Below are 25,028 nucleotides of genomic sequence, written 5' to 3'. Positions count from 1 at the left end.
TAAAGTTTGCGTCAGGCTCAAGGTTGACTTGCCCCATAAAGCACGGGCAATGAGACGCACATGCAGGCTGTTCTGAATTTCCCCGATCTGTCGCCCGAGCTGTTCTCAATCTCACTCTTCGGGATGGAGTTCGCGCTGCGCTGGTACGCAATGGCTTATATTGCAGGTATTCTGATCGCGTGGCGCTTGGGTGCAATGGCGCTGCGGCGACCTGCCCTTTGGCCAGAATCGATCCCACCCATGAAGCCCGAGCAACTGGAAGACCTGCTCACATGGATCATTCTCGGAGTCATTCTGGGCGGTCGGCTGGGTTTCGTGTTGTTTTACCAACCCGCTTATTACTTGGCGAACCCGCAGGACATTCTAAAAGTCTGGCAGGGCGGAATGGCCTTTCACGGCGGACTGCTCGGAGTGGTCGTTGCCTCTTATCTGTATGCGCGTCGCCACAAGGTTCCGGTATTGTCCTTGGCCGACCTTATCGCACACGCGGTTCCGCCGGGGTTGTTGCTGGGGCGGTTGGCAAACTTTGTAAACGCGGAATTATGGGGACGCCCGAGCGAGCTGCCCTGGGCCGTCATTTTCCCCGGTGCGGCCGCGCAGGATTGCCCCGGCGTACTTGCTGGCATGTGCGCGCGGCACCCATCGCAACTCTATGAAGCGGCGCTGGAAGGGGTTCTGCTGGGGGCGGTGCTGCTGTGGCTGGCCTATCGACGCGGTGCGTTCAAGACACCCGCCTTGATCATGGGGGTTTTCCTGGCCGGTTACGGTGCCTCGCGATTTATTGTCGAGTTTTTCCGGCAGCCGGACGCACAATTCATCTCGCCCGGTAATCCGCTGGGGCTGGCGTGGCATATCGGCGGCTATGGGCTGACAATGGGTCAGTTGCTATCGATCCCCATGATCGCACTTGGCTTGTGGTTCGCGCTGCGAGCGCGATCTGCTCGATGACTCTGACCGATCACCTGCTTGCGCGCATCGCGCAAGACGGCCCGATGAGCGTGGCCGACTACATGACCGAATGCCTGCTGCATCCAACTCAGGGATATTACTCCACCCGCGACCCTCTGGGTGCTCTGGGCGATTTCATCACAGCGCCGGAAATCAGTCAGATGTTTGGCGAACTGATCGGATTGTCGCTGGCTCAAGCCTGGATAGATCAGGGTCACCCCAACCGCTTTGCGCTTGCCGAGCTGGGTCCGGGGCGCGGCACGTTGATGGCCGACATTCTGCGCACAACCCGAAACATTGAGGGCTTCCACGACGCCGCGGAAGTCACCTTGCTGGAGGCTTCCCCGATCCTTCGACAAATCCAGTCGGATACCCTGAAGGGATACACGCCACGCTGGATCGAAACGGTTGCCGACCTGCCCGATGCACCGCTGTTTGTGGTCGCGAACGAATTCTTCGACGCCCTCCCCATACGTCAATTCCTGCGCGACGGCGATGGATGGCGCGAGCGTCTGGTCGGGCGTGAAGGCGAATCACTGACGTATGGTCTGGGGGCACAGGCATCTCAGGTGGCACTGATGGATCGGCTGGACGATACACAAGATGGTGATCTCGTCGAACTCTGCCCATCCGCAATTCCAATTATCACCGTTTTGGCAGGCCGGATCGCGACGCAAGGCGGAGCCGGGCTGATTGTTGATTATGGCGACTGGCATTCGCTGGGCGATACCTTGCAGGCCGTTCGCAAGCATCAGCGGGCAGACCCTTTGCAGGCACCGGGACAGGCTGATCTGACCGCCCATGTCGATTTCGAGCCGCTGGCCACCGCCACACGCGCCGCCGGATGTGCCCACACGCGCCTGACGCCTCAGGGGGTATTTCTGGAGCGGCTGGGAATAACTGCGCGCGCGCAGAAGCTTTCTGCGACTCTCGGCGGGGTCGAGCTTGATAAACTGGTTTCCGCACATCGCAGGTTGACGCATCCGAATGAAATGGGAAACCTGTTCAAAGTACTGGGCCTCTACCCTTCCTATGCCGCCCCCCCTCCGGGACTGGAATCATGACACTGGAAATTCTGACTTCGGACATGCTGTCCTCTGTTCGCCACGGGTTCTTCAGCCGTCGCGGAGGCGCGTCTTCCGGCATATTCGCCGGGCTCAACTGTGGATATGGATCTTCGGATCAGACCGAGGCCGTAGCGATCAACCGCAATCGGGTTGCGGACGCAATGGAAGTTACGCCCGACGCAATGATTGGGGTTCATCAGGTCCACTCTCCAACCGTGCTGTCGGTCGACGGACCGATAAATGGGGAAAAGCCCAAGGCTGATGCGGTGGTAACATCGACGCCCGGTCTGGCGCTCACGATCCTGACAGCGGATTGTCAGCCAGTTCTGTTTGCCGACCCCGAAGCACAGGTCATCGGCGCAGCCCATGCAGGCTGGAAAGGCGCGCTGGATGGCGTGTTGGAGGCCACGCTCGACGCGATGGAGGCATTGGGCGCAAGTCGCGCAAATACGATTGCAGTGATCGGACCGACGATTTCGCAGACAGCCTATGAGGTGGGTCCAGAGTTTCTGGACGATTTCGTCGCGGATTCCCCAGACAACCTGCGGTTTTTTGCGAACGGCACTGGCGACAGGCTTCAGTTCGACCTGCCCGCATTTGGCCTTCACAGGCTGCGACAGGCGGGAATCGGTCAAGCCGAGTGGACTCGGCACTGCACCTATTCCGATCCGGTTAGATTTTATTCCTATCGCAGGGCGACCCACGCCAAAGAAGCCGACTATGGCAGACTGATTTCAGCAATCAAATTGTAAACCAAGACCGAATTGTGGCGATATCGCCGCTTTTTCGCCACATTCTTTGTGTCTATCTGAGTCGGAACAAATTGAGTTTTATTGTCCGCTCTCAGGTGCTTATCTGCCGATGCTCCAGCAGTGCGAGACAGTATGAAGAAAGAGGAGCTGCCAACCTTCATTTTGTCCTGAATTGATCCCGGATCAGCCTTATCGGCGCCTCAATATGGCGTCACATTGGCTAACCATAGGGAACGGGGTGTCAAACCCCCGAGGAGCAGGAACACAAAATGAAGATCAAATCTCGCTTTCTCAGCGCCGTTGTTGCGGCGAGCAAAGAGAAGGGGCTGGAGATGCCGTGGAAACACGTTTCCAGCCGCTCGGTCAGAGTTGCGCGCCGTTTGGCAAAGCAAGGCTGACCGACATGCCCAGGGTACCAAGCTGCCGGTCCCCAGGGCCAAGAAACACGCCGGAGGGGTGCTCCGGTCCGGTGTGTGGCCTGCCGCAGGTATTCAAAGCGGTCAGGTTCAGGGGCATGTGTGCGCCGGCAATTTCAGCCTGCGTTGGTGTGAGTTTGTTTGGGGGGTCAAAATGTTGGCCAAAGGTCTGCGGATTATTTTTTCATCGCGTCGTCGAATCGACCGCCGCCTTAGGGTCGCCCTTTCAATCAAAACAAAAAATAAGACTAATCAGACGGGTCTCTTTCGAGAGGTCACTCCGTCTGAGCGGGTACTAGAAGGGACGGAATAACTATGCCTATTCCACATTCGCTCTCACGGGCTGCCAGGAATGCCGTTGATACTTCGGCAATGCTGCAAGATGCCTCAAGATCGCCGAACAAACCCAAGGCGCAGCTGCGGCGCTATGAGGTCAGTTCGCTGATGCCAAACGGTGACGTTTCGCAGACACGGCACATCGCACCGGCTTTGCCGATGTTTGAAGATGCATTCTGCGCATTTACGCGCGGTTCACTGGTTGAAACAAAGATGGGTCCCTTGGCGATCGAAGACCTGCTGCCCGGTGACACCGTTCTGACGCAGGACGGTTCCTCGCAAACTGTTTTGTGGAAAGGATCAGTCACTCTTGTCCCAGGGCGCGAGGACTCGCGCGGGCGCACCCGCCCCTTGACCCGCATCATGGCGGACACGTTTGGGATGCAGAAACCTTTGTCTGGCGTAATCGCGGGTCCGGCCGCGCGTATCGTCGGGACACCGGCCCATCTGCGCCACCTGCATGGCAACGAAACGATTTTGACACCAGTCCACGAATTTCAAGACGGGATGAGTGTTATCGAAACCCTTCCGCCCACTCCGATCGAGCTGTTTCACATCTGCCTAAAACGCCACTCGGTCATCAAGGTTGATGGGCTACAGTTCGAAACTTATCACCCGGGGGTCAACGCAGTTCGGATGATCAGTCATTCGCTGCGGTCAATCTACCTGAACCTGTTTGCGCATGTCGATTCGCTGAACGATTTCGGCCCGCTGTTGATGCCGCGTGCCGGTGACGGAGAAGTAGACGCAATCACAGCGTAAACACAAAAATATTGCTGCAAAGTGGGGGCTTTATGCAGATTTTACTAGGTTGGGCACTGTTCTTGCTCGTCACGGCGATTCTACCGCCATGTTGTGCTGCGCATAAACGCGCGCGGTTCAAGCCATCCGGCTCATTCGTTCTTCCAGCACGTCAAAAGGTACGCCGGGCTCGTCCTTAGCGCCCCGGATCACAAGCGACGTTTTCACGCTTGCCACGTTCGGAGTGGTCAGAAGTTCACCTGTTAGAAATTGCTGAAAACTGCTTAGGTCCGGGGCCACGCATTTCAGGATGAAATCGACCTCGCCATTCAGCATGTGACACTCGCGCACCAGAGGCCAGTCGCGGCAGCGTTCTTCAAAAGCGCTGAGTTCGGATTCGGCCTGGCTTTCCAGTCCGACCATGGCAAAGACCTGAACTTCGAATCCCAACTCGCGCGCGTTCACCTCGGCATGATACCCGCGGATCAGCCCTGAATCTTCCAGCGTGCGCACACGCCTTAGGCAGGGCGGGGCTGAAATTCCCACTCGCTTTGCCAGTTCGACATTGGTCATGCGACCGTCTGCCTGCAATTCCGCCAGAATCTTGCGGTCAATCTCATCCAGCCGTGTCGCGACCATTCAATGCTCCTGAATTTTCGGTTGTTATATCAGCACCCCAAAGATGCGCAATAATCTTTCGCGTATGCGCAATTTTCTTTATTTTCAGTGTTCTTTTTTTAGGCGCTTTTCGCTGAACGCATAGCGGATGTGTGACAGGTAGGGGCTTTAAGCGCCGCACTGTGGTCGTTATATCCATTCGCCAAGGGGCCAAGCGCCCAAAACAGGCAGATCGAGTTGGGGGTACCATGGCCGAAACACGTCACACGAAGGTTCTGATCATCGGATCGGGACCGGCCGGTTATACAGCGGGCGTCTACGCCAGCCGCGCGATGCTTGAGCCGATTCTGGTTCAGGGCATTGAACCCGGCGGTCAGTTGACCACCACCACCGAGGTTGAGAACTGGCCCGGCGATACAGAAGTTCAGGGTCCCGATCTGATGGTTCGCATGCAGGACCACGCCAAGGCGATGGGTTGCGAAATCATCGGCGACATCATCAATGATCTGGACGTCTCGAAACGTCCGTTCACCGCCAAGGGTGACAGCGGAACGGTTTATACGGCCGATGCCGTCATTCTTGCCACGGGCGCCCGTGCCAAGTGGCTGGGCCTGCCGTCGGAAGAAAAGTTCAAGGGTTTCGGCGTATCCGCCTGTGCAACCTGTGACGGGTTCTTCTATCGCGGACAAGAAATCGTGGTGATCGGCGGTGGCAACACTGCGGTCGAAGAAGCGCTGTTCCTGACCAACTTCGCCAGCAAAGTGACATTGATCCACCGCCGCGACGAATTGCGGGCCGAGAAAATCTTGCAGGACCGGCTGCTGAAGCACGAAAAGATCGAGCCGCTGTGGTTCCACGAGCTTGAAGAAGTCATCGGCACGGATGCCCCTCTGGGCGTTGAAGGCGTGCGCGTCAAGAATGTGAAGACCGGCGAAGTCACCGAGATCCCATGCAAGGGCGTCTTTGTCGCGATCGGCCACGCGCCTGCGAACGAGCTGGTCAAAGACTCGCTGGAAACCCATATGGGCGGATATGTCGTAACCAAGCCTGGCTCGACCGAAACGTCGGTTCCGGGCGTATTCGCGGCGGGTGACCTGACCGACCACATCTATCGCCAGGCTGTGACCAGCGCCGGTATGGGTTGTATGGCTGCATTGGATGCGGAACGTTTTTTGGCCGAGCAGGAGTAACGTGATGATGGAGTTCTCCGGCCCGGTCTGGAGAATTCTGTTTCTATCCCAAATTAGCGCCCCTTTGGTTCCCGCTCAGGCACCCGAGGGGCGTTTTCATTATTCCGGGCAAATCGCTCTCTACGCTTCTCTTAGCGCCGAAGGGGCCGGTGTTGCCATCCGTCGATATGTCTCGCCCAACGACCCACCAAGAATATTGCAGAGGGCAGAAGTATCGGGCGCAAGGTTGATCGATCTGCGCGGTCAGCACAAAGCGTCGATAGTTTGGCAAGATATCCATAAAGAACATGGCTTTTCACCAACATGGCGGTTCTCAGATCAAGCACGTGCCAAACACGCTGACGGTTTGATCTACAGCTCTCGGACCCGCCCAGAGCTGAGCCACATCGTGCTGTTCAATCTTTCCCCGGCCATTATTTGCGCCCACGCTCAGGCAACCCCGTGGGAACCATCCTATTCTCAACCATAACTTGACCCATAGCCCCAGCCGCTCCAGACTCGGGCGCAAGAAATGCGAATACAGGTGGCTTGATTGAAAAGCGTTCTTTGGCAAGGCGGGTGGGCAACCCGGCTGCGGATTGGCAGCGGCTTAATCCTGTTTGCCTTCGCTTTCTTTCACTTCATCAATATTGGCCTGGGCCTATTCCACACCGATTATCTGCACGATATGCAAGACGGTCGCCACGCCGTCACACGCCATGACATCGGCAGCGCGGTTCTGTACGTGGCCTTGTTCACCCATTTCGGGCTTGCCCTGTATTCCATTAGCCAACGCCGCACATTGCGAATGCCGTTTAACACCGCCCTGCAAGTGGTGCTGGGTTTGCTGATCCCGCTGCAATTGATCGCGCACATCGTGCACACGCGCTATGCGCATGAGATATACAACGTCAACGACGAGATGGGGTATATCATCGCCCTGATGTGGCCCAGTTCCGCGATCTACATGCAAAGCCTTCTGTTGCTGGTCGTCTGGGTTCACAGTTGCATCGGGCTGCATATGTGGCTTCGCCTCACCCGTTGGTGGTCAAACGTAGCCCCCTATCTGATCGGGTTGGCGGTTTTTGTTCCGTCCTTTGCCTTTGCAGGCCTGCTGACCGAGGGTCGCAGGATTTGGACCGATTTTGCTGATCCTTCACTGCGCGAACAATATATCGAACATTACAACTGGCCCTCACCCGAAGAGTTTCAGGCCCTTTTCAGTGTAAAAGACAACGCAATGATGGCGTTCTGGATTGCACTGGCTGCGTCCATTGCCGTGTTTCTTGGTCGCAAACTCTGGCGGCGCAGACATTCTGTGCGGGTCAAATACGTCGAAGGCCCCGAAGTCGTGGCAGAGAAAGGCATGACGCTGCTGGAAATCTCACAGGCCAACGGCATCCCCCACACCGCCCTTTGTGGCGGCAAGGGACGCTGCACGACTTGTCGCGTGATCGTAGAAGACGGTGCCGAGAAACTTCCGGCCCCCAGTGACGTTGAAGCCCGCAGTCTGGCAGCCGTCAGCGCACCCGATGGTGCTCGGTTGGCGTGCCAGATACGCCCGACCGAACCGATCACGGCCTTTCGCATGTTCCGCCCCGACGGAGGGCGGCAGCGCGCACATGCCAGTCAGGGTCAGGAACGCAAACTGGCCGTGTTATTTCTGGATATGCGGGGATTCACCTCGCGGACCACGGGGCAGTTGCCTTATGACATCGTCTTTCTTCTGAACCGGTTCTTTGATGCCATCGTTCCGGCCATCACCGCCGACGGGGGTGTGGTTGATAAATACATGGGTGACGGGCTGCTGGCCGTGTTTGAAACGCCTGATGCCGAAAGTTCGGCAAAAGCGGGCTTGAAGGCAGCGGCAGATGTCAGCCACGCCCTCATGCGGTTCAATCAGCAGCTGGAAGCCGAAGGAAGCCCGCGCATTCGCATCGGAATGGGCCTTCATCTGGGCGATTTGGTTCTTGGTGAAATCGGTGCTGCGGGCAATGCCGCACGCACCATCATCGGCGATGCGGTCAATGTGGCCAGCCGGTTGGAGGCCGAAACAAAGGCATTGAAAGTGGAACTTCTTGTCTCAGACGACTTGCTGAAGATTGCCGGGTACCAAGGCGATCTGAACGGGATGAAGTCCTTTCAGCTGCGCGGTGTGACCCGACCGATTCCCGCTCTGCCTGTCCAAAGCGCGGCGGACCTATTGGAAAGTGCCTCCTCATAGGAACACATTCACGTTTTGGCACCATTTTGCCGACCATTGCTGGAACCACGGTCGTAATTTCCGCCGGATGTCAGAAAATCCTTCCATTCCGCGAAAAAACCGCGCATTTCGTCCTTTGTTTCATGAATGTATATGGACTTCGCCCAACTGTCGGGGCAAATGCCCCGCAAACGCCCTTGAATCACTGGCAAAACCGCACTTCGACAAGAGTATTCCAATGACGATGTTAAGCAATCTCGCTCCAATCCCTGAACTATATGTTTCCTACGAATCCGCACAGAAACTGAAAGTAGAAGCCGCTGACCTGACAAGCTGGGACCTGAGCCCCCGCCAGATTTGCGATCTGGAGCTTCTGATGAATGGCGGGTTCAACCCGCTGAAGGGGTTTCTGACCGAGGCTGATTACGACAACGTCGTAGACAACATGCGTCTGGCCGACGGCACCTTGTGGCCCATGCCCATCACGCTGGACGTCAGCGAAGAGTTTGCCGATACTATCGAACTGGGTCAGGACATCGCTCTGCGCGACCAAGAGGGCGTGATCCTTGGCACCATGACCGTGACCGACCGCTGGACCCCGAACAAGGCGCGCGAGGCTGAAAAAGTGTTCGGCGCAGATGATGACGCACACCCGGCGGTGAACTACCTGCATAACGTGGCAGGCAAGGTTTATCTGGGCGGTCCCGTTGTCGGCATCCAGCAACCCGTCCACTATGATTTCCGCGCCCGTCGCGACACCCCGAACGAGTTGCGCGCCTACTTCCGCAAGCTGGGCTGGCGTCGCATCGTTGCGTTCCAAACCCGCAACCCGCTGCACCGCGCGCATCAGGAACTGACGTTCCGCGCAGCCAAAGAAGCGCAGGCCAACCTGCTGATCCACCCGGTTGTCGGGATGACCAAGCCCGGCGACGTCGATCACTTTACCCGCGTGCGCTGCTATGAGGCGGTTTTGGACAAATACCCGGCCTCGACCACCTCGATGTCGCTGTTGAACTTGGCGATGCGCATGGCAGGCCCGCGCGAGGCGGTTTGGCACGGCCTGATCCGCGCGAACCACGGCTGCACCCACTTCATTGTCGGGCGTGACCACGCTGGCCCAGGCAAGAACAGCCAAGGCGAAGATTTCTACGGCCCCTATGACGCGCAGGATCTGTTCCGCAAGTTCCAGGACGAGATCGGCCTTGAGATGGTTGACTTCAAACACATGGTCTATGTGCAAGAGCGCGCCCAGTACGAGCCGAATGACGAGATCGAAGACAAGGACAACGTCACGATCCTGAACATCTCGGGCACCGAACTGCGCCGCCGTCTGGCCGAAGGTCTGGAAATCCCCGAATGGTTCAGCTTCCCCGAGGTTGTGGCCGAGCTGCGCAAGACCAAACCGCCGCGCAGCCAACAGGGTTTCACCGTGTTTTTCACCGGTTTCTCGGGCTCGGGCAAATCCACCATCGCCAACGCCTTGATGGTCAAGCTGATGGAAATGGGTGGCCGCCCCGTGACGCTACTGGACGGCGACATCGTGCGTAAAAACCTGTCGTCGGAACTGGGCTTCTCGAAAGAGCACCGCGACCTGAACATCCGTCGCATCGGCTATGTGGCCAGCGAGATCACCAAAAACGGTGGCATCGCTATTTGTGCACCGATTGCGCCCTACGCAACCACGCGCCGCGCGGTTCGGGAAGATATCGAACAGTTCGGTGCCTTCTGTGAAGTTCACGTCGCGACCAGCATCGAGGAATGTGAACGTCGCGACCGCAAGGGCCTGTACAAGCTGGCGCGCGAAGGCAAGATCAAGGAATTCACAGGAATTTCTGACCCTTATGACGTCCCCCAAAACCCCGAGTTGAGCGTCGAGACCGAGAATGTCGATGTCGACAACTGCGCCCATCAGGTGCTGCTCAAGCTGGAAAGCATGGGCCTGATCGCAGCGTCCTAAGACAGCGCATATGTTCTATGAAAGGCCCTCGCAGCGCGGGGGCCTTTTGCATTTCAGGTCAAAGTTCTGCGCGCAGGGCTGCGACCACGCGGCCTTCAAAGTCCCCAAACTCCGCAGCCTTGGCCTGAATCGCTTGCAACCGAGGCAAGCGGGCTGCGTAATCCTCGGGCGTCAGGGATTGGATCGCTTGCTGAATATCAGCCTCGGATTCGCATAGGATCATGCCCGAGCAATCCATGAAATCGTCGATATTCGGGCAACCCCAATAGATCGGCACAGTTGAACACAGGATCGCGTCGGTCAGTTTTTCGGAGAAATAGTTTTTCTCGCGCACGTTTTCGATCACTACGGAATAGCGATAAGGCGCAAGGCCGTCGGATTTTTGGTCAAAGGGGTTATAGCCCCGCCCCATGATATCCACGTCCGCATCAGTTTCCCGCACCCAGTCGATGACAGAGTGGCGCAACTGGTGCCCTTCGAGATCACGTTTGCCTGACGCGATCAACGAACAGGATTTTGACTTGGTCACATCCAATTCGCGCCAGTTTGGAATCATTGTGACGCCATAGGGCAGGAATACCGCGTTCGGGATACCTTGCAGCAAAACATCATGAAACGTCAGGACGCGGAAAAACCGCCGCCACGTCCAGCGCAGCATCCGGTCGTGTTTGGCGTGGATGGCCGAAGGTTCGCCCATCATCAGGGAAATCTGCGCACGGGTGCCCCGGCGCAGGCGTAGATGCACAGTTGAATTGGGGTACATGATCAAGTGATCGGTGGGCTCAAGGTCCCCGACGGATTTGCCGATCAGTCGCTCGGGGCACCCCTTGGGCCAGATCAGGTCAGCCAGGGGTAGCGATGACAGCTTTGGCCCCAAACGATTTCCATAAGGCAATATTGCAATGGCGGGTTCGGTCATACAGACACCTCTGGCAGGTTGACCTGACCACGCATCAGAACGTGACCACGCCCGGCAACCTTTATACCAGTCATCGCATCAGAAGGCCCGACGCGGGTCACGGTCGCTTGACCGGGGCGTCCCATGTCGTACCCCTGTTCGGCTGTGAACCTATCCTTCGCCATCAGACCGTGTTTCCACAGATAGGCGGCCATCGCCCCGGTTGCCGAACCGGTAAAGGGGTCCTCGGGCGGGCTGGGTGGCGCCAGCAACAAGCGCGAGAATGTGTCTCCTGAATCGGTTGCGCCCTTCAGCGTGACAAGAAAAGGTTCCGCCATGTCAGACCCAAAAAACCCTGCCATTTCTGACACATCCCGAAGCGCCTCGACATTCAACTTGGATGCTCGCAAGGCGTCGTGATCATGCAGCACCGTAACGCAAAAAGGCAGTCCCGTAGATACAAACTGCGGAGGAGATATGATGTCGTCCTGAGACAAACCAATCGCCGCAGCCACCAAATCGGCGGGAACATACGCACCAAACTGTGGCGCGACCTGAATCATCTCGATCTCATCCCCGATCAGGCGGATCGAAACAACACCGGCACCCGTTTCCAGCGTCAGCGTATTTCCCTGAATTAACCCACGGGACCGCATGGCCGCGACAGTCGCAATGGTTGGATGGCCGGCAAATGGGATTTCTCGGCTGGCCAGAAAGTAGCGGACCCGGATGTCGGCGACCTCGGACGGTCCTGTAAACGTGCACTCGACAAGCGAGGTCTCTTGCACAAAGGCCATCGAGGTGTTGTCAGATAGGGCCGCCCCACCGTGGACCACGGCGCAACCGTTTCCACCAAATGCCCTGTCGGTAAAGGCATCTACCCAGTCAAAATCAAACCAGCTCATTTCCGCGCGCTCTTTCTTATGCAAACCGTCTCCGGTTCGCATAACTCGCCCGACGGACAGCAGATGTCACGTGGAAAACGTCAGAGGGGCCGTGCTCAGTGCACGGCCACCGGCGAGAAGTCATGCTCGCGCGCAAGGTTGAACGCCAGCTTGCGGTCGGCGACCAGCGCCAGTTGCTGACCGTCCGAGTCGTGGACAGCATAGAGCAGATCCAGATCCCCTGCCTGTTCGCGCAGTTCCCGAGGCAGATCAGCGACTTCGACCGTTTTGACATAGACGATCCGGTCGCCTTCGGCGTTCAGTTCTATCGGCGTATTCATTGCTCTTACCCCTTTCTTATGTTGATCGTTTGCACCACGGTTTCCGGCACGGCGCGGGTCAAATCCACATGCAGCAGACCGTTTTCCATGATCGCCTCGCCCACCTCGACCCCGTCGGCCAGCACGAACATGCGCTGGAACTGACGCGCCGCGATGCCGCGATGCAGGAATATGCGCCCCTCGCTGTCGTCGCGTTGACGACCCCGGATCACCAGCTGGCGATCCTCGATGGTGATCGACAGATCCTCTTCCGCGAACCCGGCTACCGCCAGAGTGATACGATACGAAAAATCCGAGGTCTGCTCGATGTTATAGGGCGGGTATCCTTCATTTCCGGCCTTTGCAGACCGTTCCAAAAGGCGTTCCAATTGCTCGAACCCCAGAAGATGCGGGTATGAGCCAAGAGTAAGTTTTGACACGTATTTTCGTCCTTTATTGTCAAAGCGACGTGTTTTGCGGCCCCTTTTTGGCAACCGCATGCTATAGAATATGGGAAGAAACCAGGATGTCCACAAGGTCTGGCGGGATAACGCCTGACACACTATCTTGTGTGACAAGCACCACAATAACAACCGAGTCGCCCATGAACGCGCCCACCGATCTTTCAATGAAAACAGATGAGGTTTTAAGGGTGGAGCTGGAGGTTTTTCGTCGCCAGCACCGCGATCTGGATGAGGCGATCGAAGCGTTGCAGGCCAAGGGCACGTCCGATCAACTGACGATCAAACGACTGAAAAAACAAAAACTGCGCCTGAAAGACATCATCCGCCTGATCGAAGACCGTCTGACCCCGGATATCATCGCCTGAACGCTCTGTACCGCATTGCCACATAAGCGGATTTGGCTATAGTGCGCGCTCTTTCGAAACGCAGGGACACAAGCGGATGAGCGACGTGAAAGTGGGGATCATCATGGGCAGTCAATCGGACTGGCCCACGATGAAAGAAGCCGCAGACATTCTGGATGAATTGGGCGTGGCGTATGAAAAGCGCATTGTCTCAGCACACCGGACGCCTGACCGCCTTTGGGACTATGGGAAGACCGCCGTGTCGCGTGGCCTGCAGGTAATTATTGCTGGTGCGGGCGGAGCTGCACATTTGCCGGGCATGATGGCTTCGAAAACGCGGGTCCCGGTGATTGGGGTGCCCGTCCAGACGCGGGCGTTGTCTGGGGTCGATTCGCTTTATTCCATCGTGCAGATGCCCAAAGGGTTTCCCGTGGCGACCATGGCCATCGGGTCGGCAGGTGGCGCCAATGCCGGGCTTATGGCCGCTGGTATACTGGCGCTGCAGGACGATGCTCTGGCCGCACGGTTGGACACGTGGCGCGATGCGCTCTCGGCCTCGATCCCGCAGGAGCCTGTCGATGACTGAGATGCTGCAGCCCGGCGCAACAATCGGTATTCTTGGCGGCGGCCAATTGGGACGGATGCTGTCGGTTGCAGCGGCCCGTTTGGGATTTCTGACCCACATCTATGAGCCCGGCGCAAACCCTCCGGCCGGTCATGTGGCCGACCGGGTGACGACGGCAGCCTATGAGGACGCCGACGCTTTGAAAGCCTTCGCCGAGTCGGTTGATGTCATCACCTACGAGTTCGAAAACATCCCGACTGAGGCGCTGGACATTTTGGAAACCCACCGCCCCATTCGCCCCGGCCGCGAGGCGCTGCGCGTCAGCCAGGACCGCCTGACCGAAAAGACATTTCTGCAAGGGCTCGGCCTGCAAACCGCACCTTTTGCCGACATTACCGATCTGGACAGCCTGACAGCCGCGATTGAACAAATCGGAACGCCTGCGATCCTGAAAACCCGTCGTTTTGGTTATGACGGCAAGGGACAGGCCCGACTACGCACCCCCGAAGATGCCGAGACCGCTTTGGCGGACATGGCCGGCTCGCCTGCAATTCTTGAAGGGTTCGTCGATTTCAGTCACGAAATCTCGATCATTGCGGCCCGCGGGCTGGATGGTCAGGTGGCCTGTTTCGACCCCGGCGAAAATGTGCATCGCGACGGCATCCTGCACACCACAACGGTCCCGGCACGTTTGCGCCCCGCACAGCGTACGGATGCGGTTTTGCTGGCGGCCAATATCCTGAACGCTCTGGACTATGTGGGCGTGATGGGGGTCGAGCTGTTTGTAACGCCCGGCGGCCTGATCGTGAACGAGATCGCGCCACGTGTACATAACTCGGGCCATTGGACGCAGAACGGCTGTGCCGTCGACCAGTTCGAGCAGCATATTCGCGCCGTGGCCGGATGGCCCTTGGGCGACGAGCAGCGCCACTCGGATGTGGTGATGGAAAACCTGATCGGTGCCGACATGAACCGCGTGCCGGAACTGGCGCAGGAGCGTAACGTGGCCCTACATCTCTATGGAAAGGCCGAAGTTAAGGCAGGTCGGAAGATGGGGCATTTCAACCGTGTCATGCGCTAAGAAATCGCGCTGGCGTGCGATGCCCACGGTGGGGATATTTTTAGCCAGATGAAGCGCGCGGATCAGGCTAGGAACCGGGCCGCGATATCACCAGCCATGTAGCTGATCCGACCCGCTGCCATTGTGGCGGCAACCCGGTGTGTCTTTGCGTCTAGAATGACCAAATCAGCACGTTGGCCTGGCGCCAGCGTGCCACGATCCTGTAATCCCAGAACCTGCGCCGGACCAGAGGACACAAGCGTCCAGGCACCGGCAAAATCCAGCAGACCGCTTTTGGCCAGCATCAAAGCGGCACGGCGTGGACTGGGGTAATGGTAATCCGAGGCCAGAGCGTCGCACAGCCCCATAGCTATCAGGTCCAGCGCGCTGGCATTGCCTTTATGCGATCCGCCACGCACTACATTCGGGGATCCCAGAATAACGTGATCGCCGGCAGCGCGGGCGGCTTCGGCGGCCTCAAGCGTTTCGGGAAACTCAGAAATGCGCGCGCCCCGATTTCGCCAGTCGGCCCGGGTTGTCGAGGTCGCGTCATCGTGACTGCCCATGCGCACCCCCTGCCCCGCCAGCGTCGCGCAGAGATCATCCAGCGCCTGAGGCACCTCGGAGCTGCGAGCGTGCATGGATAGCAACATCTCAAAGTGTTTGTCTGGGTTGCGCCCAGCCTTCAGCGCCTGTCCAGTCAGGCGCGGCGGTTTGCGCCCTTCTACCAAGCGGTCATGCGGCAAGTGGTCGTTAAAGACGACATAGGGCACTTGCCACGCTGCGATACGTTCGGGCAAGCCCTTGTAATCGTCCAGCATATGCGTCTCAAACCGCAGTTGTGGCAGCAAGTCCGTTACGACCTGGCCTTTCACCGACGCGATTGCATCAAACACCTGCCCCGCAAATTCAGGGCCGCGCACGCCGCCTTCCCAACTATAGAACTGCGCCAAGACAGCGGTCGTGATCCCGTTGGCGGCAAGCTCGGCTTCGACCGACAGGATACCCTCATCCATCTGTTTCATCGCCCCCCGGCGCGGCGCGATGTGACGTTCGAATCCGTCACCGTGCAGGTCTATGATTCCGGGCAGCAACAAATACCCCGACAGGTCGATGGATCGTCCTGTACAGTTAGATTGAAAGACACCCTCGGCCAATGACAGGTTGGCAACGGTCAGACCGGCGTCCGGCAACAGAACCTCTGCACCTGTCAGCGTCAGGTTCAGAGCAGTCACTGAGAGGGCTCCGAGACAGGTTCGGAGCAATCCTGCCCGATGCAGATTTCATCAATGATATCCTGCACCCCATCCAGCCAAGTAATTTCCGGATCGAACTGGCCAAACTCAATAAAATGCAGCGCCTGAGCCATGACACGGGGATTATTCATCATGAAGGTGTGGGTCACGGGCAAGACGATATGATCTTTCATCCCGTCGACCTTGGTGGTTTCGACAGAAACCTTACCGTCATCCTTTCCGTCGATCATTGAGGAAAACAAAGGATTCAAAGAATTTTCGCCGGCAATTACCCCCAACTCAAAATCAACCGGCGGTAACTGGGCCGGGATCCCTTCTGGGCCCGTTCCCAGCGCCAGACCCGCAGGCCCGTGCAGCATTCCGAACACCTCATATGCGCCCAACTCATCAACCAGTTGGCTTCCCTGATTGGGCGGTCCAAGCATCACCACGCGGCCCAGATTTTCAGGCTGGTTACCCTGCAGCCAATACCGCAAAAGGATCCCCCCCATCGAATGGGCCACGACGTTGACTGTGTCGTCGCCGCAGGCCGCAAACGCCTCGGGCAGAGTTTGGTTGGCCAGCTCAGGGATCGGCAAATCCGTTGAAGGGTAACTAGGCCGCACGACCGTATAGCCATGCGCCTTGAACAACTGCTCCATCACGGTAAAGGACGCCTCGGTACGCGCAAGCCCATGCAACAACACGACGCACTTTGCCTGCGCCACGGCAGGAAAAAGAAATAGAACAACGGCAAACAGGTATCTCATAGCGGCCAGATAAGCCCAAACAGGGTGCATTAAAACCCCTAGCGCGGCTTCAACTTAAGGACTGCCAACGCAATGCCACCCAACACCAGTGTCGCACCAAGTATTAAGCGCACCGAAGCTGTCTCGCCCAACAAGATGACGCCGCCTACAATCGCGATGATCGGAACGCTCAACTGGACCACCGCTGCAGTGGTCGGTGCCAACTGCGGCAGGACACGATACCAAAGCGCATAGCCCATTCCAGACGTAACACCCCCAGAGAGGGCGGCCAGCAGGTAACCGTTAGCAGTCATGTGCCAATCGGTGCTGCCGGACAACAGGGCCAATGTGGTGACCGGCAACGCGACAACAAAGTTGGCCGCTGTGCCGGCCAATGCGTCCGGCTCGGATCGGCCAACCAATGAGTAGATGGCCCAGCCCACCCCAGCAGCAGTCATCAGGGCGGCTCCGACTGGGTCCACGCGCAGTTCACCAGACGGCCATAGCACCCAAGCTAGCCCGCCAAGCGCAATCGCGGCCCCGGCAATCTGGCGGGTGCCCGGAGCTGTTCCGGTCACCGATGTCACTGCAAACATGGTGATTTGGACCACCCCGAACAGGATCAACGCGCCCAGTCCCGCGTCCAGTGTCAGGTAGGCAATCGAAAAGCCGATCATATAGAAAGACAGGGAACCCGCCCCGGCGATCCGACGCGTGTTTCGCAGCGGCAAATGCCCACCTCTGAGAAAAACCAGCACCGCCAGCACCACAGCCCCTGCCAGAACGCGCATAACGGCAAAACCGGCGGGATCAGCGGCACCGCTTTCAATGGCCAACCGATTAAGAATCGAATTCGCCGCAAAAGCGCACATGGTCAGGGCAGAGAGCAAAAACAGTCGCATACCCATCGCATAGCGGGTTCCACGCCGTTTGCACACTCACTTTCCCGCAACCAAAACCCCGATCTTCTTCTGTTCAAAAATACTTCCGCCGGAGGCATAACCGCGCAGCGGGCATTTCAAACGAAACGGGGCCGCCCGAAGGCGACCCCATCCATAAGCACTAAGGCTTAGACAGCTTACATCATGCCGCCCATGCCGCCCATGTCGGGCATGCCGCCGGCAGGTGCCGCGCCTTCTTTGGCAGGACGGTCTGCAACCATCGCTTCTGTGGTGACCAGCAGGCCAGCAACCGATGCCGCGTCTTCCAGAGCGGTACGAACGACTTTGGCAGGGTCGATCACGCCGAACGAGAACATGTCGCCATATTCTTCGGTCTGCGCGTTGAAACCGAATGCCACGTCGCCGGATTCGCGGACTTTGCCCGCAACAACCGCACCGTCAACACCTGCGTTTTCGGCGATCTGGCGCAGCGGCGCTTCAATTGCCTTACGAACGATGTTGATGCCTGCATTCTGGTCAGCGTTTGCACCTTCCAGAGTTTCCAGCGCTTTACCGGCCTGAACCAGGGCAACACCGCCGCCCACAACAACGCCTTCTTGAACAGCAGCACGCGTTGCGTTCAGAGCATCGTCCACACGGTCTTTACGCTCTTTCACTTCCACTTCGGTCATGCCACCGACGCGGATAACAGCAACACCGCCTGCCAGTTTGGCAACGCGCTCTTGCAGCTTCTCACGGTCGTAGTCCGACGAAGTTTCTTCGATCTGAGTGCGGATCTGAGCAACACGCGCTTCGATCTCGGCTTTCTCGCCAGCACCGTCGACGATGGTGGTTTCGTCTTTGGTGATTTCGATTTTCTTGGCGGTGCCCAGCATGTCCATGGTGACGGACTCGAGCTTCATGCCCAGATCTTCGCTGATGACCTGACCGCCGGTCAGGATTGCGATGTCCTGCAGCATGGCTTTGCGGCGATCGCCGAAGCCCGGTGCTTTGACAGCAGCAATTTTCAGGCCGCCGCGCAGTTTGTTGACAACCAGAGTTGCCAGCGCTTCGCCTTCAACGTCTTCAGCGATGATCAGCAGCGGTTTTTGCGACTGGATCACCTGCTCGAGCAGCGGAACCATCGGCTGCAGAGAAGACAGTTTCTTTTCGTGCAGCAGGATCATGCAGTCATCCAGATCTGCAATCATCTTGTCTGCGTTGGTGACGAAGTAAGGCGACAGGTAGCCGCGGTCGAACTGCATACCTTCGACAACATCGGTCTCGGTTTCCAGACCTTTGTTTTCTTCGACGGTGATAACGCCTTCGTTGCCGACCTTCTGCATCGCGTCTGCGATTTGCTGGCCGATTTCGGCTTCGCCGTTGGCCGAGATGGTGCCAACCTGAGCCACTTCTGCCGAGTCTTTGACTTCACGCGACGCGTCTTTGATGCCTGCAACGACTTTGGCAGTTGCCAGGTCGATGCCGCGCTTCAGGTCCATCGGGTTCAGACCAGCAGCAACCTGCTTGAGACCTTCGCGAACGATTGCTTGGGCCAGAACGGTCGCGGTGGTGGTGCCGTCACCGGCTTCGTCATTGGTGCGGCTGGCGACTTCTTTCACCATCTGCGCGCCCATGTTTTCGAACTTGTCTTCCAGTTCGATTTCCTTGGCAACCGAAACACCGTCTTTGGTGATGCGCGGTGCGCCAAAGGATTTGTCCAGAACCACGTTGCGGCCTTTGGGGCCCAGGGTCACTTTAACAGCATCGGCCAGGATGTTTACGCCTGCCAGCATGCGGTTACGGGCATCGGTGTCAAATTTGACGTCCTTTGCAGCCATGTCGTTTCTCCTTGAGAAATAAGTTGGGAATGAAGATCAGAGAAAGCGCGCGGCTTACTCGATGATCCCCATGATGTCGCTTTCTTTCATCATCAGCAGCTCTTCGCCATCGACCTGAACCTCGGTGCCCGACCATTTGCCGAACAGGATCTTGTCGCCAGCTTTTACAGCCATTGCGATCAGCTCGCCGCTGTCCTTGCGTGCGCCTTCGCCGGTCGCGACGACTTCGCCTTCGCTGGGCTTTTCTTTTGCGCTGTCAGGAATGATCAGGCCGCCTGCAGTTTTCTCTTCGCTTTCGGTACGGCGAACCAGCACACGGTCATGAAGCGGTTTCAATGCCATCTTTGCAGCTCCTTGGGCTCAAAGTTGTTAATCCTCCCCTCGCCGGATGGCGGGGCGTTAGCACTCAGGGTATGCGAGTGATAACGACGCATAGCTAGGGAGTTCAAATCCCCGAGTCAACAAGCCGTGAAGGTTTTTTTGACGTGGGGTCCTATTCCGGCTGCTCCCAACTGTAAGCCCAGTGCTTCAGCCCTTCCTGCCCGGCTTCGGTCAGGCAATAGACGCCCTTTTCTACTTTGTCGAACCAGCCATAGTGATTGTCACGCATCAGGCGGGTGGCTTCAGAAACACCGGTGGCCTTGGCGACCTCGGCCCCCTTGGTGGCACCCTGTTCGGCAAGATGGGCAGCACATCTCAAAGCATCCTGACGGTAGGCAGTAACGATCCCATGCCGCGTGGCGCCCCCGGCGTTAGGGTCGCCTTCCAACCGATCAAATTCGCGCAACAACCGAGCAGCCTTGGCCTTGTTTTTGCGCGGAGCATAAGGGCCGGGGTCGCACTGAACCTCGACTGCACCATCCGCGCGGACAGTGATCAGGCCCAACCCCAAACGCCGGCACAGCGCAACATTGTCCTTCAAAGCACGTCGTGCTGTGCGCCCTGTCGGTTTGCTTACCCCGATATAGACCTGATCCGTTACTTTCAGCCGGGTGATGGCCTGATGGAACAACGCCAATGAAAAGCGCAGCTTCAACTCGACTATCACCGGCTCCTCGCTATCACGAACGGCTACGATATCAGCCGCGCCAACCTCACCTTTAACGGTATAGCCCTGACGCTCTAACAGCGTTTTGATGGGGGGATAGAGGTCCTGCTCGCGGTTCATCCTGCCATGCTAGGCGTTTTGCTGTGGAATGCCAGACACAGATCAGCCTTACCCGCATCCAAGTCGCTTGAACCGACACCTTGAGCAGGGCAAGGTCGCGACACATATAAGTACTTGGTTTAACGGGATGGTGCCGATGCGATTTCTTTTTGTCTTCCTCTTTTCGCTTTTGCCGCTGGCGGTTCATGCCGCCTGCGAAGGGCGGGATCTAAGGCCCGATATTTCGGCTGAGATGCAAGAGGAACTGCAGCAGGCCTTGAAAGATTTCCCATTTCCCGAAGGCAATCACTGGACGGCCACAAAGGGTGACACGGTTCTGCACCTGATTGGTACTGTGCACACCAACGATCCGCGTATGGATGCTGTGGTTGAAAGACTGGCCCCGACGCTCAGCCAAGCCGACGCGTTCTATTTCGAGGTGACAAAATCCGAAATGGACGCCTTCGAAAAGCAACTGGCGCAGGACCTCAGCCCGGTTCTGATCACGTCAGGACCCACTTTGATCGACATGGTGTCAGAAGAAGACTGGGCCGCGCTATCCAAGGGGCTGGCCGATCGCGGCATTCCCGGCTGGATGGGTGCGAAAATGCGCCCATGGTTCCTGAGCATGACCCTTGGCATCCCACCTTGCATGATTCAAGACCCGGAAGCCAATCACGGGATGGATGCACGCCTGACAGATCTGGCAGCCGAGCATAACATCCCGCAGCTCTCGCTTGAACGCATCGAAGACCTGATGGCGATGTTCGATGAATTCCCCATGGAACAGCAAGTGCAATCTTTGGTGCGCATGGCGGACGCGTTTGAAAGCAGCGAGGACCAGTTGGCCACCATGCTGAATGCCTATCTGGAAGAAAAACACGGCGAGATCATCCAGTTCGCCCGCCTTCAGGGGCTCGAATCTTCGGGTCTTTCAGAAGAAATCTTTGACGAGGAATGGGGCGGTTTCGAACAGCAGCTTCTGGTCGAACGCAACAACAACTGGATGCAGCATATTTTGGGGATTCAGGATCAGATGGCCGTGATCGCAGTCGGTGCTGGTCATCTGGGTGGAGAGCACGGCTTGCTTAACCAACTTGAGCAGGCCGGATACACACTGGAACGTGCCGCATTCTGAGGCAAAGATCACCCTTCGTCGCAGTTTACGCGAGGGCGGGTGACAAGCCCGCAGGACCGCCCTATAAGGCGCGCAAAATGACCATCCTCAGGATCCTGACATGACAACCCTCGTATTTGGACACAAATCCCCCGACACCGATTCCACCGGCTCTCCGATCCTGTGGTCGTGGTACCTGAACGAAGTGAAAGGCGAACAGGCCGAGCCCGTTCTGCTGGGCGAACCCAACACCGAGGCCGCCTTTATGCTGCAACGCTGGGACCTGCCCAAGCCGCGCATCATCGCGGACGTGGACGCAGACGCGCCTGTTGTCATCGTTGACACCAACAACCCTGCCGAGCTGCCCGCCAGCGTCAACAGCGCCGATATCCGCGCCATCATCGACCACCACAAGCTGGTCGGCGGTCTGGAAACCAAAGGCCCCATCGACATCACCGTGCGCCCGCTGGCCTGCACCGCGACCATCATGGTTGACCTGATGGGTGACGACGCTGCCAAAATGCCCGACGCCGTAAAAGGCGCGGCGCTGACCTGCATCTTGTCGGATACGTTGGAGTTCCGCTCGCCCACCACCACCGCGCATGACCGCGCCGTGGCCGAGAAACTGGCGGCTGAGCTGGGTCTGGACGTTTCGGCCTATGCCGCTGACATGTTCGCAGCGAAGTCGGACGTGTCTTCGTTCTCGGACGCTGAACTGATCCGCATGGACAGCAAGGAATATGAGGTAGACGGCACCAAGTTCCGCGTCTCGGTTCTGGAAACCACCGCTCCGGGCGTTGTGCTGGATCGTAAAGACAGCCTGGCCGCGTCGATGGTTGATGTTGCCAAGGAAGACGGCGTCGATCAGGTTCTGCTATTCGTGGTCGACATCCTGAACGAAGAGGCCACCCTGCTGGTCCCCAACGATCTGGTCAAATCCGTCGCTGAGAAAAGCTTTGGCGCAAGCGTCGATGGCGATGCGGTCGTTCTGCCCGGCATCATGAGCCGCAAAAAACAGATCATCCCGAACCTTAAGGTCTGATCTGCCAACCCTGCGATTGAAAAGGCGCCCCCTCAGGGCGCCTTTATTGTTTGCGCCTAAAGATTTGCGAGATCCGTTTCCGTTGGTAATCTGTTCCAAGATAACTTGGGAACACGGGCCAAACCAATCACATGAGCATGCTCAGCTATAGCACGACGCGGGATATCCTGCGGTTTGAAGGCAAGGACCAAGCTGCTTATTGGCGGCGCTTTGCCATGCTGCTGACCTTGTCGGTGATCATCGCCACAATGGGTATGCTGCGCAATTCCGGCGCAGTTGTAATCGCTGCAATGCTGGTTGCCCCCCTGATGACGCCGATCCTCGGAATCGCCGCAGCCATGGTCATGGGGTGGCTAAAGCGGGCGCTGTTTCTGGCCTTGACCGTCTGTACCGCAGCGTTCCTGAGCGTTCTGCTGGCATGGTTCCTGGTCTACGTCGCGGACGTACCTCGGGGCATATTGATCCCCGATCAGGTGCTGGCGCGCACTGACCCGGGCACCGAAGACCTGATCGTCGCGCTGGCCGCTGGCGTGGCGGCAGCATATGTGCAGATCAACAGGTCAGAGGCCAGCTTGCTGCCCGGTGCCGCGATTGGTGTGTCGCTTGTGCCACCGCTATCGGCTTCGGGTGTATTGTTGTATTTCGGCGAACCCGCTGACGCCTATGAAGCCGGGTTGCTGTTTGCGACGAACCTTGGGGCAATTATCCTGTCCGCCTGCGCTGTCTATATAGTCTATGCCGCGCGGTCGGTGATGTTCAGCAAAGGCAAACGCAAACTCAGCTTTACAGCCAGCGTTTTCGTTACCCTTGCGTTTCTGGCTGTCGTGGTTCTGCAATTGGGGAAATCCACGTACAACCGGTACCTTGAAACCAGAACCGAGGCCCGCGTCGCTCAGGCGATCCGCGATTGGGCCGACCCGGTTTCGGTCGAGATCATCCGCATCGACGTCAGCGCCAAGCGCAAACACGCAGACCTGTGGCTAATCGTCGACCTGCCCATCGAAGCAGCCTTCAAGGTGTCCTCGATCGCGGGGCTACTGCCTGACAGCCTACGAGAAACTCCGCTAGTGGACGTATTGGAGGATGAGCTGGGCCCTGGCTACCTGATTGTCGTAAGGTTCCAGAACAGAATTGGTGCGCAACTCATCCTGGGGACCGAGAATGTCCAGCAGGCCCCGGACGTGGACAAGCTGTCAGAAGAAAACTGATAAGCACCCACACAAACGTCAGGAAATTGCATTGCGGGATGGTCAAAGCGCATCAGCTTTGCCATAGCTGACGCAAATGCGATATCTGTGCCCGGGGGCGATCAAATGACCCAGATCATTCATACACTTTCTGACATTTCTGACCGATACAAAGCCCTATTCGTGGACCTGTGGGGCTGCGTCCATAACGGCATCACCGCCTACCCCGAGGCAGTCGCGGCTTTGCAAGACTACCGCGCCAAGGGTGGAGTTGTTGTTTTGGTCACCAACTCCCCTAAACCCCGCGCGGGGGTGGCAGAGCAACTCGTGCAGTTCAACGTCCCCGAAGACGCCTATGACACAATTGCCAGCAGCGGCGATTCTGCCCGTTCAGCCATGTTCCAGGGCGCTGTCGGTGAGAAAGTTTACTTTATGGGGGAATGGGAGCGGGATGCAGGTTTTTTCGAGCCGCTGAAGCTTTTGCATCATCCCATCCAGATTGAGCGGGTTCCCCTAAGCGAAGCCCAAGGGATCGTCTGTTGCGGTCCATTCGACCCAATGGCGGACCCGTCCGTGAACCGCGCAGAATTTCTTTACGCCAAGCAAAAAGGCATGAAGCTGCTTTGCGCCAACCCAGACATCGTTGTTGATCGCGGTGAGGTACGAGAATGGTGCGCCGGCGCTTTGGCCAAGCTTTATACGGATATGGGGGGCGAAAGCCTGTATTTCGGCAAACCGCACCCGCCAATCTATGATCTGGCGCGTCGCAGGTTACAAGAACTGGGTCACGACTTCCCTGATGGCGATCTTTTGGTGATCGGTGACGGGCCACATACTGACATTCTGGGCGGAATGGGCGAAGGGATTGATTCTCTGTTCATCTCGGGCGGGCTGGCCGCCGCTGAAACCAAAACGTCGCACCATCCCCACCATGAATCCCTAACCGATTATATTGCAAGGGAAAACATCAATCCAACCTACACAATCGGCCGATTGCGTTGATCAGAAAGGGCTTGATTTTCTGCGCTTGCGAAGTAATAAAGTTGCCCAATATGGGCGACTTTAGTTTTTTTGTTGCCCAATCGAA

Annotated in this window: 27 protein-coding genes; 16 read left to right on the top strand and 11 right to left on the bottom strand. The window is 57.6% G+C overall.

Features of this window, described 5'->3' with window-relative positions:
* The first annotated feature begins 60 nt into the window (after positions 1–60).
* The 5 genes from lgt to GOX75_RS00440 all read left to right on the top strand — a co-directional run bounded on the left by lgt (position 61) and on the right by GOX75_RS00440 (position 4,281).
* Positions 61–948, top strand: a complete 888-nt coding sequence (gene lgt, locus GOX75_RS00455; RefSeq protein WP_171120265.1) for a prolipoprotein diacylglyceryl transferase — start codon at positions 61–63, stop codon at positions 946–948.
* On the top strand, positions 945–2,012 hold the full coding sequence (locus GOX75_RS00450) for a class I SAM-dependent methyltransferase (RefSeq protein WP_171120264.1): 1,068 nt from the start codon (positions 945–947) through the stop codon (positions 2,010–2,012). The genes lgt and GOX75_RS00450 overlap by 4 nt, the downstream gene beginning before the upstream one ends.
* A complete protein-coding gene (pgeF, locus tag GOX75_RS00445) occupies positions 2,009–2,767 on the top strand; it encodes a peptidoglycan editing factor PgeF (RefSeq protein ID WP_171120262.1) in 759 nt (252 codons plus the stop codon). Before GOX75_RS00450 ends, pgeF begins: the two co-directional genes overlap by 4 nt.
* Before the next feature lie 269 nt (positions 2,768–3,036).
* Complete coding sequence (locus GOX75_RS20460) at positions 3,037–3,165, top strand: hypothetical protein (RefSeq protein ID WP_255431604.1); 129 nt, start codon at positions 3,037–3,039, stop codon at positions 3,163–3,165.
* A gap of 333 nt (positions 3,166–3,498) precedes the next feature.
* On the top strand, positions 3,499–4,281 hold the full coding sequence (locus tag GOX75_RS00440; protein ID WP_171120260.1) for a Hint domain-containing protein: 783 nt from the start codon (positions 3,499–3,501) through the stop codon (positions 4,279–4,281).
* 117 nt (positions 4,282–4,398) lie between these two features.
* Here GOX75_RS00440 and GOX75_RS00435 read toward each other — a convergent pair whose 3' ends face one another.
* Positions 4,399–4,899: an Lrp/AsnC family transcriptional regulator gene (locus GOX75_RS00435; RefSeq protein ID WP_171120257.1), complete on the bottom strand. Its 501-nt coding sequence runs from the start codon at positions 4,897–4,899 to the stop codon at positions 4,399–4,401.
* A 227-nt stretch (positions 4,900–5,126) separates the two neighbouring features.
* On the opposite strand from GOX75_RS00435, the gene trxB reads away from it, so the two are divergent.
* The 4 genes from trxB (at position 5,127) to GOX75_RS00415 (ending at position 10,207) form a co-directional block, all read left to right on the top strand.
* Complete coding sequence (gene trxB, locus GOX75_RS00430) at positions 5,127–6,068, top strand: thioredoxin-disulfide reductase (RefSeq protein ID WP_171120255.1); 942 nt, start codon at positions 5,127–5,129, stop codon at positions 6,066–6,068.
* A 4-nt stretch (positions 6,069–6,072) separates the two neighbouring features.
* Positions 6,073–6,537: an RES family NAD+ phosphorylase gene (locus GOX75_RS00425; protein WP_171120253.1), complete on the top strand. Its 465-nt coding sequence runs from the start codon at positions 6,073–6,075 to the stop codon at positions 6,535–6,537.
* A 63-nt stretch (positions 6,538–6,600) separates the two neighbouring features.
* Positions 6,601–8,271, top strand: coding sequence for an adenylate/guanylate cyclase domain-containing protein (locus GOX75_RS00420; RefSeq protein ID WP_171120251.1), 1,671 nt, complete (start codon positions 6,601–6,603; stop codon positions 8,269–8,271).
* A 217-nt stretch (positions 8,272–8,488) separates the two neighbouring features.
* On the top strand, positions 8,489–10,207 hold the full coding sequence (locus GOX75_RS00415) for a bifunctional sulfate adenylyltransferase/adenylylsulfate kinase (protein WP_171120250.1): 1,719 nt from the start codon (positions 8,489–8,491) through the stop codon (positions 10,205–10,207).
* 58 nt (positions 10,208–10,265) lie between these two features.
* Here the strand turns inward: GOX75_RS00415 and GOX75_RS00410 are convergent, their stop codons facing one another.
* The 4 genes from GOX75_RS00410 to GOX75_RS00395 form a co-directional block, all read right to left on the bottom strand.
* Positions 10,266–11,126: a glycosyltransferase family 10 domain-containing protein gene (locus GOX75_RS00410; RefSeq protein ID WP_171120248.1), complete on the bottom strand. Its 861-nt coding sequence runs from the start codon at positions 11,124–11,126 to the stop codon at positions 10,266–10,268.
* On the bottom strand, positions 11,123–12,010 hold the full coding sequence (locus tag GOX75_RS00405; protein ID WP_171120246.1) for a PhzF family phenazine biosynthesis protein: 888 nt from the start codon (positions 12,008–12,010) through the stop codon (positions 11,123–11,125). The genes GOX75_RS00410 and GOX75_RS00405 overlap by 4 nt, the downstream gene beginning before the upstream one ends.
* A gap of 95 nt (positions 12,011–12,105) precedes the next feature.
* On the bottom strand, positions 12,106–12,330 hold the full coding sequence (locus GOX75_RS00400) for a DUF1150 family protein (protein ID WP_171120244.1): 225 nt from the start codon (positions 12,328–12,330) through the stop codon (positions 12,106–12,108).
* 5 nt (positions 12,331–12,335) lie between these two features.
* A complete protein-coding gene (locus GOX75_RS00395) occupies positions 12,336–12,749 on the bottom strand; it encodes an Hsp20 family protein (protein WP_058275530.1) in 414 nt (137 codons plus the stop codon).
* A 164-nt stretch (positions 12,750–12,913) separates the two neighbouring features.
* Here GOX75_RS00395 and GOX75_RS00390 point away from each other — a divergent pair, with 164 nt between their 5' ends.
* The 3 genes from GOX75_RS00390 to GOX75_RS00380 all read left to right on the top strand — a co-directional run bounded on the left by GOX75_RS00390 (position 12,914) and on the right by GOX75_RS00380 (position 14,763).
* Entirely contained in the window at positions 12,914–13,138 is a 225-nt protein-coding gene (locus GOX75_RS00390) for a YdcH family protein (protein ID WP_010441787.1), read from the top strand.
* A 76-nt stretch (positions 13,139–13,214) separates the two neighbouring features.
* Positions 13,215–13,703 (top strand): 5-(carboxyamino)imidazole ribonucleotide mutase, encoded by a 489-nt coding sequence (purE, locus tag GOX75_RS00385; protein ID WP_171120242.1) that lies wholly within the window; start codon positions 13,215–13,217, stop codon positions 13,701–13,703.
* Positions 13,696–14,763 carry a 5-(carboxyamino)imidazole ribonucleotide synthase gene (locus GOX75_RS00380; protein ID WP_171120240.1) on the top strand — a complete coding sequence of 356 codons (1,068 nt, stop codon included), beginning with the start codon at positions 13,696–13,698 and terminating at the stop codon, positions 14,761–14,763. The genes purE and GOX75_RS00380 overlap by 8 nt, the downstream gene beginning before the upstream one ends.
* A gap of 62 nt (positions 14,764–14,825) precedes the next feature.
* On the opposite strand, the gene GOX75_RS00375 is transcribed toward GOX75_RS00380, so the two are convergent.
* From GOX75_RS00375 to GOX75_RS00350, 6 genes are all read right to left on the bottom strand, one after another.
* Positions 14,826–15,977 (bottom strand): alpha-D-ribose 1-methylphosphonate 5-triphosphate diphosphatase, encoded by a 1,152-nt coding sequence (locus GOX75_RS00375; protein WP_171120238.1) that lies wholly within the window; start codon positions 15,975–15,977, stop codon positions 14,826–14,828.
* Positions 15,974–16,747, bottom strand: a complete 774-nt coding sequence (locus tag GOX75_RS00370) for an alpha/beta fold hydrolase (RefSeq protein WP_171121668.1) — start codon at positions 16,745–16,747, stop codon at positions 15,974–15,976. The genes GOX75_RS00375 and GOX75_RS00370 overlap by 4 nt, the downstream gene beginning before the upstream one ends.
* A 38-nt stretch (positions 16,748–16,785) precedes the next feature.
* Positions 16,786–17,628, bottom strand: a complete 843-nt coding sequence (locus GOX75_RS00365; RefSeq protein WP_171120237.1) for a DMT family transporter — start codon at positions 17,626–17,628, stop codon at positions 16,786–16,788.
* Between the two features lie 176 nt (positions 17,629–17,804).
* Entirely contained in the window at positions 17,805–19,448 is a 1,644-nt protein-coding gene (groL, locus tag GOX75_RS00360) for a chaperonin GroEL (RefSeq protein WP_171120235.1), read from the bottom strand.
* A gap of 54 nt (positions 19,449–19,502) precedes the next feature.
* A complete protein-coding gene (gene groES / locus GOX75_RS00355) occupies positions 19,503–19,790 on the bottom strand; it encodes a co-chaperone GroES (protein WP_170352338.1) in 288 nt (95 codons plus the stop codon).
* Between the two features lie 151 nt (positions 19,791–19,941).
* Entirely contained in the window at positions 19,942–20,616 is a 675-nt protein-coding gene (locus GOX75_RS00350; protein WP_171120233.1) for a DUF2161 domain-containing phosphodiesterase, read from the bottom strand.
* Between the two features lie 136 nt (positions 20,617–20,752).
* Here GOX75_RS00350 and GOX75_RS00345 point away from each other — a divergent pair, with 136 nt between their 5' ends.
* The 4 genes from GOX75_RS00345 to GOX75_RS00330 all read left to right on the top strand — a co-directional run bounded on the left by GOX75_RS00345 (position 20,753) and on the right by GOX75_RS00330 (position 24,943).
* Positions 20,753–21,733: a TraB/GumN family protein gene (locus GOX75_RS00345; protein WP_171120231.1), complete on the top strand. Its 981-nt coding sequence runs from the start codon at positions 20,753–20,755 to the stop codon at positions 21,731–21,733.
* Positions 21,734–21,833: 100 nt separating this feature from the next.
* On the top strand, positions 21,834–22,754 hold the full coding sequence (locus tag GOX75_RS00340) for a manganese-dependent inorganic pyrophosphatase (protein ID WP_171120230.1): 921 nt from the start codon (positions 21,834–21,836) through the stop codon (positions 22,752–22,754).
* 131 nt (positions 22,755–22,885) lie between these two features.
* On the top strand, positions 22,886–23,962 hold the full coding sequence (locus tag GOX75_RS00335; protein ID WP_171120228.1) for a DUF389 domain-containing protein: 1,077 nt from the start codon (positions 22,886–22,888) through the stop codon (positions 23,960–23,962).
* 105 nt (positions 23,963–24,067) lie between these two features.
* A complete protein-coding gene (locus GOX75_RS00330; protein ID WP_171120226.1) occupies positions 24,068–24,943 on the top strand; it encodes a TIGR01459 family HAD-type hydrolase in 876 nt (291 codons plus the stop codon).
* The last annotated feature ends 85 nt before the right edge of the window (positions 24,944–25,028 follow it).

Source organism: Ruegeria sp. HKCCD7251 (assembly GCF_013031165.1).
Taxonomy (GTDB): domain Bacteria; phylum Pseudomonadota; class Alphaproteobacteria; order Rhodobacterales; family Rhodobacteraceae; genus Ruegeria.
Note: the sequence above shows the minus strand (reverse complement) of the source record. Positions and strands in the feature narration are given on the sequence as shown.